The organism is Caenispirillum salinarum AK4, from assembly GCF_000315795.1.
Classification (GTDB): domain Bacteria; phylum Pseudomonadota; class Alphaproteobacteria; order Rhodospirillales; family Rhodospirillaceae; genus Caenispirillum; species Caenispirillum salinarum.
On the sequence record NZ_ANHY01000018.1, the window covers coordinates 71,503 to 81,809 of the forward strand.

Genomic DNA, 10,307 nt, shown 5'->3' on the forward strand with positions numbered 1-10,307 from the left:
AAACATTATACAGCGACAAGTATGTGCGCTCCGAAATTATGTGAGTTATTCACCTAATTACATCATTATATTTTCCCGATAATAATTTGTGTTAGAATCGTTCCGCGCGTCATCTTTCAGAGCTTTCGGAAATCAACCAACGCTGTCCGGAATAGCTCATATACCTCATTATGCGGAGGGTTGAACCGCATCTACCCCGCACGTAACGACGGCACATGATCCTTTTGGCTCGGTCCGAAAGGATCATGTGCAAGCAAACATGGGCCTCCTAGCAGTGGGGCCACGCGGGGGACGCAATGACCAAGGCAAGCGAGAGCAAGACAGGAATCTGGGACTACGTGGGTGCACTGCTGTCGCGTGCACGTATCGGTTGGCGCATCGGTTTGGGATTCGCGCTACTTGTCACTCTTTTAGCCGCGTTGGCCGCTATGAGCTGGCGGAGCAGCGAAGACAATGCGGCAAGTATGCAGGAATACCGACGCATATCCGCAAACGCGCTTTTGACGGAAAGCATGGTCTCCAGCGTCAATGAGGCGCGGCGCTACATGGCGGAATTTCGCCGCGCCCCCATGGACAGCCTAGTCCAAAAGGTTGAAGTTGAACTTAGTAGTGCGCGAGACGCACTTGCAGAACTCAGTTCCGCCACCCGCTCGACTGAAGCACGGCAACTCTTCGCGGCGATGGGCGAGGAAGTTGATGGCCTAGGAACGGCTTTCCAAAAAGCTGCCGAGCTGTATGCAAAACAGGCCGAAAAGAAGACCGAGGCCCTCGACAACATCGGCCCCGCTGCTCGCCAGAACCTCACCCTCCTCATGAAGGAAACGGAAGAAGGCGGCTATCTTACTGCTGCGGCGTCTGCTGGGCGGGCGCAGCAGGCGCTCATGATGGCAAGGTTATCGGTGACGCGGTTTTTTGAACGCCCCTCAGCCACGCGCGTTGAACAGGCGAAAGAAAGGCTCGACAAGGTTCCGGAGGAGCTTAGGGCACTTCGGCGCGAATTGCGGAATGCAGAATGGAACGACATTGCTGACGAAACGGTCGCGCTGATCGATACGTACCGCAGCATTTTCGTCGACCTGACCCAGATCAGCGTTGAGGCTGCTCGCCTGTTCGACGAAGTCGTTGCCAGACAAGGAAACGACGTTGAAGTCATGGCCGCGCAAGTGCGCGACCGCCAAGCATTGCGCATGAAAGAAGTTGAACAGGCCATTTCCGCCCGATCCATCGCGGATGCGCGGCTGTTGGCGATTTTCTCGAGCGGTGCGATCGCATTCGCCATCCTCGCAGCGCTGATCATCACTCTGGGCATTACGAAGCCGGTCCACCGGATGACTGCCGCTATGAGGCGCCTAGCTGACGGCGACGTGGAAGGAGCGATCCCCGCCACGAATTACCGCGATGAGATCGGCGCGATGGCATCCGCTGTACAAGTCTTCAAAGACAACATGATCCGTACGCAGAAGCTCGAGGCTGAGGCTGAGCTTAAGGAGCAGAAGGCAGAAGAGGCACAGCGGGCGCAAATGAACCGCATGGCCGACGACTTCGAGGCTACGGTGAAGGAGATTGTACAGGCCGTCACGGCGGCGTCTAGCCAGATGCGCTCGTCCGCACAGTCAATGTCTGCGGTATCGGAAGAGGCCAGCACTCAAGCATCGACCGTGGCCGCGGCGTCTGAGCAAGCCTCAGCCAACGTTCAGACGGTAGCCAGCGCGTCAGACGAGCTCTCGTCCTCAATCAGCGAGATATCCCGCCAGGTTGGGCAGGCCGCCAGCATCGCGAATGAGGTGACGGAACAGGCCGAGCGGAACCGCGAGATCATGCGCGACTTGGATGCCGCGGCTCAGCGAATCGGCGATGTCATCGACCTGATAACCGACATCGCGAGTCAGACAAACCTCTTGGCCCTGAACGCCACAATCGAGGCTGCACGGGCTGGCGAGGCCGGCAAGGGATTCGCCGTCGTCGCCAATGAGGTGAAGAGTCTGGCAAATCAGACAGCACGCGCCACAGAAGACATCGGAAAACAAATCGGCGGCGTGCAGAACTCCGTCACCACAGCGGCGGGTGCCATCGACAGCATTTCCGAGACGATTAAGGAGTTGAAGGAAATTTCCTCCAACATTGCGTCCGCCGTCGAGCAACAAGGGGCGGCGACGCACGAGATCGCCCGGAACGTTGAACAGGCGGCGGTGGGGACACAGGAGGTGACGTCAAACATATCGGGCGTCTCAACCGCAGCCCGCGACGCAGGCAATGCGGCATCCGAGGTCTTGACGGCCGCTGGCTCGCTGTCGGAGCAAGCTGACACGCTTAGCGCGGAGGTCGACCGTTTTATCGACCGCGTTCGCGCCGCCTGATCACCATTCTATGTGAACCGATGACGTGGCGGCACCGGCACACCCGCGTGCCGCCATGCATCATTATGCATTTGCTCAGCCGAACTTGGAACTAAAGTAGAGTTCGCAGGTAGGGAATGGGGAACGTCCAATGAAACATGATCGCTGGTGGCTCGATGACCTCAAAACCGCCGTGGACCAGGTAGCGATGGTTTCCGTTCAGCGCCCAGACGGCATCATCACCGACGTGAATGAGAACTTCTGCCGGGCAACCGGTTATCAGCCGAACGAGTTAGTAGGGCGCGAATACCGCTCTGTGCTCGGCCACCCGGACGAACCGGCTTGTGACGCAATAGCGGATGCCCTGCGGGCGCGCCGTATCTGGCGCGGCACCCTCATGCAGAAGCATAGAGACGGACGTCCGTTCTGGACGGAGGCCATAGTCCATCCATTTGTGGAAGAGGGGATGCTGCGACGGATCATCACGATCCAGCGAGACATAACAGCCGGCATTGAAGTTCAAGCCAATTTAGATAAAGCACGCGAAGAGTTGGAGACTGTCCAGAAGATCGCCCACATTGGAAGCTGGGAGTGGGATCTTGCGTCAGACATGGTCGCCTGCTCTGAAGAAACTCTTAAAATCTTCTCTCTATTCCCGACCACCGGCAACTGCGTCAGCTTCGGTGCGCTCCTCAGCCGCGTTCATCCGGACGACCATGCCTTTGTCAGAGATGCAGCACGCAACATAATAGATGACGGTGAGCCGAGAACTCTGGAATTTCGGCTCCTTATGGACGACAGCCAGTTAAGGATGGTAAGCGTGCATGCCGTCGTGGCGCAGTGGACAAACGGCGCCGTCACCGCCATTGGCGGTACCACCCACGACGTTACCGATCGAGCAGCGGCTGAGTTGGAACTGCGGAAGCACGCACTTCACGACCCGCTGACAGGACTCCCTAACAGGCTGGCAGTTAGGAAGCGTGTCGATGCGGCAGCCGTTGCCGCCATGTCGACCGGTAATGTGGCAGCTGTGCTTTTTCTTGATCTTGACGGTTTCAAGGACATCAACGATCGCCTTGGGCATGAAGTCGGAGATCGCCTGCTACAAGCCGTCTCTGAACGGCTCCGCACCGCCGTCCGGTCGACGGACATGGTTAGCCGCCTCGGTGGCGACGAGTTCGTTATCGTGCTCGAGGGTTTGGGCGACCCTGGGACGGCGGACACTGTTGCGGCCGGCCTTCTTCAAAAGTTGCAGCAGCCAATCGAACTCGACGGCCGTCGCCTTACCGTCTCCGCCAGCGTCGGGATAGCGGTTTGCCCCCGCGATGGAACAAGTGCCGCCGAACTGCTGCGCGCCGCCGACCTCGCCATGTACCGCGTCAAGTCGCTGGGCCGAAACGGATACATCGGGTATCAGCGCGACTGGGGCGCATCTTCCAACCGTCGTCTCGCCCTGATCGACGCGCTGGAGGGTGCCTTAGAACGAGACGAGTTCCACGTTCACTATCAACCTCAGCTTTGCCTGTCGTCCCGACGCATCATCTCTGTGGAAGCTTTGTTGCGTTGGCACGCAAAGGACTTGGGCCCCGTGTCTCCGGCCGAGTTCATTCCGCTGCTCGAACAGACGGGAGCAATCACATCGGTCGGTGCGTGGACTTTGCGTGCGGCATGCGCGGACGCCGCCGCCTGGGCCAACGAAGGGCACCCCTTACGTGTCGCGGTCAATGTTTCCTATGCTCAGCTTGCCCGCGCTGAGCTTCTTTCGGCCGTCACTTGTGCACTTGAGGATTCCGGCCTCGACCCGGATCTTCTGGAGCTTGAACTGACTGAAAGCATGTTTAGTGCTGATGTGCTTCCCGTCGTCGAGACCCTCCGAGGGGTGCGCGCCCTTGGCGTATCCGTTGCGGTTGACGATTTCGGCGTCGGGTATTCCAGCCTCGGCCACCTCAAGCGCTTCCCCGTCAACGTTCTGAAAATCGACAAAGTCTTCACCGAGGCCGTTCATCACCAAGAAGACGATGCGGCTATCGTCGGGGCGATCGTAGCCTTGGCGCGCTCCCTAGACATGCGAGTGGTGGCGGAAGGCATTGAAGAAGAATCAGTTGCAAAAACATGTCAGCAGTTAGGATGCCACATTGGGCAAGGGTATTTTTTCGCCCGGCCGATGCCGGGGGCGGAAATCACAGCCTTGCTTAAAGCCGCGACCTCAATTTCCCAGAAAAAAGATCCGCGCCAATGAATGACATTGTTGATCGACTCTGCTCGCATGCCGGCAGGTGCGGACGCAACCGGTCTATCTCAACGAACTTCGTGCGGTCCCGACTGACGTCGAAGCACGGTTGCCCCGGGCTGGCAGCGTTTTTTGGGTTGCAGGCAAGCGGCGAGGCTGCTGGGTGCCCGGAAGACTGTGCTTGGCCGCGACTTGCGCTCGCAAACGCCGCGCGGCAATACAAGCATGCCATGAACCATGGCCGGGTAATTCCGCTTTCATTTGCTGACATGCCCACACCCCAAGCCTTAGAAGGCCGCGTATCCGAACACGCCGTCGTTGCGCACCTTAAGGAGTTGGGCGATGACATACTTCACAATCCCGTGCCGCACCGGTTACTTCGACGGCTAGAGGAAGAGGGCGAACCCTAAATTTCGGCACCTCATGCGGTACCCGAGCGGCAGACAACGTTCCTTCCTTCCGCCCCTGATGAAATTATTGCCTCCCCTTAGACGCCACAGGTGCCCAGCAAGCGCCCGGTGCGGTTAATCAATGCTTAGAAGGTGACCATGCGGCGTTTGCTCGGATTTTGTTCCTTAGGATTTGTTGCAGCTCTTGCGATATACTTGGCCTCGCCGCTTAATACTGGCGCCAAAGATCGTGTGCGAAATTTGGCTGCAATGGTCTTAACCGGAATCGGCACAACCCTAGGCGCTGCGGTTTTCCTTCATCGTGAGCTTACGCGCTGGGCGCTTGCTGAAGGGCTTCTAAAGCGTGAGGCACGGCTAGATCGGCTTACGCAACTCGCGAACCGGACGGCGCTTGAAGAGGCACTGGAACAGGAGATTGCAGCCGCTGTCCGGTATTCGCGCCGTTTCGGAGTGGTATTCATCGACCTAGACGGGCTGAAGGAGGCGAATGATAGCTTTGGGCATGACGCCGGCGACAGACTTCTGATTGAGGCCGGGCTACGTCTTAAAAGGGCACTCCGGAAAGAGGATGTTGCCGCCCGACTCTCCGGCGATGAATTCGCTATCATCACCAAGGAAGTGAGAACACCGGAAGATGCCGTCAGCGTCGGCCGCCGAATTGCAGCGGCACTTGGGCAGCCATTTCAGGACAGAGTTCAGGTGCTGCCGATGTCCGCGAGTGTCGGCGTAGCGGTCTTTCCCATTCACGGCAGAACGGCGTTCGGCCTCCTAAAAGCCGCCGACCGTGCAATGTACAGTGCAAAAGCTGCCGGAGGAAACAGCTACTCGATTGCACATGTATCGGCTCTACCGGAAGCCGGACACGCAAAACGAGCCTAGCGCGGATGTAGCGTATATACCCCCACCCGGAACCGCGCCTCCGTGAAGGCCCGCTAAGTCGGCCGGTCGTTTTGGCCGCTTCAGGCGGAAGGTCTGTATCTAGCGCCTCAGGAGTGTGCTAATGCCAAACTAATAAAAATCTTTGGCGTTCCGTTATTGCGAAAGAGAAACGATGAATATCCGCAGCGGCGTGCAAGTTGCTATACTGCGACAAAGTATAGGGCTTTCTCAGGAACGGATGGCTGAGTTCGTCGGCGTGAACCAATCGACGGTCTCAAGGTGGGAAGCAGGACTTACCTCGCCAAGCCAACAGCAGTGGTCCCGGATACTTGAGTTGTCCGGAGCAAGAAACAATTCGCATGATCTAAAGCTCGGATTCCTTGCATCCCGCTGTCCTGGCCCGGCCTCGCTATGCACGTTAGATTTTAGGATCATCGAAGCGTCACATGCGCTGTCTGAGGTTATGAATATTGAAAGAAGCAAATTAATAGGTATGAATGCGCGAAACTTGTTCACGGATGATCTTGAACATGCTTATCAAAAGGTCTGCCATCGTGGCATCCTTGATAAGGATATACTTGGAGTAGAACTTTCTGGAAGTGTAAAACTATTTAACGGCGAAACTGTAGGACACCAGTCGTCATGGACAGTCACATACCTTTCAGATAAGACACCCATTATACTTTGGCAGGGCATCGTAACCACAAGAAATCCCGTCGATCAACAAGCTTCCGTTAAGATCGTTTCGCGGAGTGACTATGTTATTCATGTGCCAAGAAAGACTTGAACGCCCGCCACTTTTTTGCCTGGGGATCTTAGCGGCGGAAACCGCCTTTTCTGCTCCGGCCCGAATGGTCCGAGCGTCACGGAACACGGGGGGCGGAGTGTCCGGCATCAGCGCCTATGGGACAAACTGAGGGGCCTTGGGAAAGGAGGATTTCTGGCTCATCGTAGTGACCGAAGGGAACGCAGATGAGGCAGAAATCCATGGCGCCGAAGGACCCTGCTGAGAAGGCGGTGCGCGACATTCGCCGCAGGACGCGCAAGCAGTATTCCGCCGAGGAGAAGATCCGGATCGTGCTCGAAGGCCTGCGTGGCGAGGAGAGCATCGCTCACCTGTGCCGCCGCGAAGGCATCGCCGAGAGCCTGTACTATAGCTGGTCGAAGGAGTTCCTGGAGGCCGGCAAGAAGCGGCTGTCCGGCGACACCGCCCGCCAGGCCACGACCGACGAGGTGAAGGATCTGCGCCGGGAAATGCGGGACCTGAAGGAACTGGTCGCCGACCTCTCCGTCGAGAACCGGCTGCTTAAAAAAAGCATGACCGGGGCTGGGGGAGACGGCGCATGAGGTATCCCGCTTCCGAAAAACTAGAAATCATCCGGCTGGTCGAGCAGTCGCACCTGCCGGTGCGCCGCACCCTGGACAAGCTCGGCATCCCGACGACCACGTTCTACCGCTGGTATGATCGTTACCAGCGGCTCGGCACCGCCGGCCTGCGGGACCGCACCAGCGGCCCGGGCCGGGTGTGGAACCGCATTCCCGACGCCGTGCGGCAGGACATCGTCGCTCTCGCCCTGGAGCGTCCCGAGCTGTCGCCGCGGGAACTGGCGATGACCTTCACCGACACCAGGCGCTACTTCGTCTCCGAGGCTTCCGTCTACCGCCTGCTCAAGGCTCATGACCTGATCACCAGCCCGGCGTTCGTGGTCATCAAGGCGGCGGACGCCTTCAAGGACCAGACGACGCGGCCCAACCAGCTCTGGCAGACCGACTTCACCTATCTCAAGGTGATCGGCTGGGGTTGGTTCTATCTCTCGACGATCCTCGACGACTTCTCGCGCTACATCATTGCCTGGAAGCTCTGCACGACGATGAAGGCCGACGACGTCACCGACACGCTGAAGCTGGCCCTTGCCGCCTCAGGGTGCGACACCGCCAGGATCGTCAGAGGTGGCCCCAGGAATCCGGACAGGATGCTAAGCTGGTCCGCGACTGTCTGAAGGACCTGGATTGATGGGGAAAGTGACGAGGAAGCGCTACTCGGCCGAGTTCAAGGCGAAAGTGGCGCTGGAGGCTATCAAGGGGGAGCTGACGCTGGCGGAATTGGCCGCCAAGCTCGGCATCCACCAGACGATGATCGCAGCCTGGAAGCGGCAGGCGATCGAGGGGATGGCGGCGACGTTCAACGGCAAAGCGGAGGTCGCGGGCGCAGCCAGCGAGGCCGAAGTGGCGAAGCTGCACGCCAAGATCGGGCAGTTGGTTGTGGAACGCGATTTTTTAGCCAAGGCCTTCGGTCGATGAGCGTCGAGCGAAGGCGGCAGATGATCGAGCTCGACCACCCGGTCCTGTCGATCACCCGACAATGCGCCCTGGTGTCGATCAGCCGGTCGTCGTTCTACTACAGCCCAACGGGCGAGAACCCGCTGAACCTGATGCTGATGCGGATGATCGACGAAGCCTTCCTAGAGTGTCCGTTCTACGGCGCCCGCCAGATGGCCCGGCACCTGCGCCGCCAGGGCTACGTGGTTGGACGCAAGCGCGTGTCGCGGCTGATGGCGAAGATGGGCTTGTCGCCGATCTACCAGAAGCCGCGGACGAGCGCGCCGCATCCGCAGCACCCGATCTACAAGTACCTGCTCCGGGGTCTGGCGATCACGCGGCCGAACCAGGTCTGGTGCGCCGACATCACCTACATCCCGATGCGGCGCGGCTTCCTGTATCTGGTGGCGATCATGGACTGGGCCACCAGGAAGGTGCTGTCGTGGCGGCTCTCCAACACGATGGAGGCGGATTTCTGCATCGAGGTCCTGGAGGAGGCCCTGGCGCGCTTCGGTCCACCGGAGATCTTCAACACCGACCAGGGCAGCCAGTTCACCAGCCCGCGCTTCACCGACATCCTGAAGGACAGCGACGTGCGCATCAGCATGGACGGCCGCGGGCGCTGGATGGACAACGTCTTCATCGAGCGTCTCTGGCGGTCGATGAAGTACGAATGCGTCTATCTCCACGCCTTCGAGACCGGCTCCGAGTTGCGGGCCGGGTTGGAGCGCTGGATTTCCTACTACAACACCCGGAGGCCCCACTCGGGGCTTCGTGGACAAACGCCCGACGAGGCGTATCATCGCGCCGCACCAACACCGTCTCCGGGGCGCGCCCCGGAGACGGTGTTGGAAACGGCCCTGGCGGCATGATCATGAACCGGGACTAGCTTAGCTCGGCCGCCAAACTGTCCAAACATCCGGGGCCACCTCTGTTTTTTTTATATTCCTCCAGTTCGGCCTCGTTCTGAGCACGGTGACGGGGGCGCGCCGAAATCTTGCGAAAGCCGAGGGCCCGGAGTTCGCGGCCGACCGTCGTCTCGTCCATTGAGACGCCGAACTCCTCAAACAGCCACTGCGCAAGATCCTTGAGCCGCCACCGGACGACGCCGTGGACGGACGGGATCGGACCGTGCTCCACCATCTCCTTGAGAGCCCGACGCTGTGCCGTGTCGAGCTTTGGCGTCGCCCCCGGCGCCTTTCGGTCGATCAGCCCCTCCGGGCCTTCCGCGTTGAACCGCAGAACCCAGTCTCGCACGATCTGAAGGCCGACCCCGCCAAGCCTGGCCGCCATGCTCCGACTGCCGCCGTCATAGATCGACGCCAACGCCAGCAACCGGCGTGTCTGGTTCGCATTGCTCGATGCCTTCGCAAGGCGTCGTAGCGTCGAGCCGTCGAAGTCGCCGCGCAACGGGACTGGAGCCGCCATGACAAACCTCCCATCGGTGTGCCATGGGAATCACGTCAGGCCCAATTGGTTCCTTAATGAGTCAGCCTCAGCGCCGCTTGGTATTAGAGGTTCTCGAGCGCCAACCGGTCGATAGAGCTGTAAAGCTCCGTTGCGCTTCGCCACATCATGTAGACTTCTCAGGAATCCTGGCAAGCGGCAATAGCATCTTTTGCTGCGCCGCTTCTGAATTCGCAACCTAAGTTTGTCGGCACACGCTCCGTACAACGCTTCAGACGACCGACAGAGGCGAATGCACCAGCCACCGCTTTTGGTAGCCGCCTCCTTTCCTCACTACAAACATTTCGATCGTCTCGACCACCTCATGCACAAGACGATGCTTACGCAACACCTCACGCAAACGCACAATCCCTTCTTTACAGTGGCTTACGGGAGCTCCTGCGCCTCAGAAACGGGCGAAATATAGGGTTACATTTTCCAGTACCCCGAGCATTTGGCAGGATCACCCCGAACGTCTGGCACGATAACCCCGACGGATTGGCAGGATTGCCCCGAAGAATTGGCAGGATAATCTCGGCAAACCATTGAATTATCACGGGAATTTCGCCTGTGAATATATAGAATCTTACGAACATAGAGAATCCACCGCTTCGCGGGCTTCGCGATCGATGCTGAAGATGCCCGGTAAGCGTCCGGCCGTCACCCAGGATCGGTCAGGGTGATGCA

Annotated in this window: 5 protein-coding genes and 2 pseudogenes; 6 read left to right on the forward strand and 1 reads right to left on the reverse strand. The window is 59.0% G+C overall.

The features are described from left to right. The first annotated feature begins 296 nt into the window (after nucleotides 1-296). The 6 genes and pseudogenes from C882_RS23485 (at nucleotide 297) to C882_RS17440 (ending at nucleotide 9,046) form a co-directional block, all read left to right on the forward strand. Complete coding sequence (locus C882_RS23485) at nucleotides 297-2,357, forward strand: methyl-accepting chemotaxis protein (RefSeq protein WP_083876006.1); 2,061 nt, start codon at nucleotides 297-299, stop codon at nucleotides 2,355-2,357. Between the two features lie 130 nt (nucleotides 2,358-2,487). Further along, entirely contained in the window at nucleotides 2,488-4,575 is a 2,088-nt protein-coding gene (locus C882_RS17415; RefSeq protein WP_009541978.1) for a putative bifunctional diguanylate cyclase/phosphodiesterase, read from the forward strand. A 539-nt stretch (nucleotides 4,576-5,114) separates the two neighbouring features. Next, nucleotides 5,115-5,855, forward strand: a complete 741-nt coding sequence (locus C882_RS24110) for a GGDEF domain-containing protein (RefSeq protein WP_083876008.1) — start codon at nucleotides 5,115-5,117, stop codon at nucleotides 5,853-5,855. A 172-nt stretch (nucleotides 5,856-6,027) separates the two neighbouring features. Continuing rightward, the gene (locus C882_RS24115; RefSeq protein ID WP_043646228.1) at nucleotides 6,028-6,642 is read left to right on the forward strand and encodes a helix-turn-helix domain-containing protein; all 615 of its coding nucleotides are present in this window, start codon (nucleotides 6,028-6,030) and stop codon (nucleotides 6,640-6,642) included. A 185-nt stretch (nucleotides 6,643-6,827) separates the two neighbouring features. After that, nucleotides 6,828-7,801, forward strand: a pseudogene (locus tag C882_RS24120) (IS3 family transposase); the annotation flags it as partial. Nucleotides 7,802-7,868: 67 nt separating this feature from the next. Continuing rightward, nucleotides 7,869-9,046, forward strand: a protein-coding gene (locus C882_RS17440) for an IS3 family transposase (protein WP_236262712.1) whose coding sequence is annotated in 2 segments (ribosomal slippage) — nucleotides 7,869-8,136 and nucleotides 8,136-9,046 — 1,179 coding nt in all. Because the reading frame shifts where the segments join, the coding sequence is not laid out codon by codon here. 64 nt (nucleotides 9,047-9,110) lie between these two features. Here the strand turns inward: C882_RS17440 and C882_RS17445 are convergent. After that, nucleotides 9,111-9,602: pseudogene (locus C882_RS17445) on the reverse strand (helix-turn-helix domain-containing protein); the annotation flags it as partial. Nucleotides 9,603-10,307 lie beyond the last annotated feature (705 nt).

Excerpts from the sequence above, each read along its gene's own strand:
- C882_RS23485 (WP_083876006.1), top strand. The coding sequence starts at position 297 with ATGACCAAGGCAAGCGAGAGCAAGACAGGAATCTGGGACTACGTGGGT.
- C882_RS17415 (WP_009541978.1), top strand. The coding sequence starts at position 2,488 with ATGAAACATGATCGCTGGTGGCTCGATGACCTCAAAACCGCCGTGGAC.
- C882_RS24110 (WP_083876008.1), top strand. The coding sequence starts at position 5,115 with ATGCGGCGTTTGCTCGGATTTTGTTCCTTAGGATTTGTTGCAGCTCTT.
- C882_RS24115 (WP_043646228.1), top strand. The coding sequence starts at position 6,028 with ATGAATATCCGCAGCGGCGTGCAAGTTGCTATACTGCGACAAAGTATA.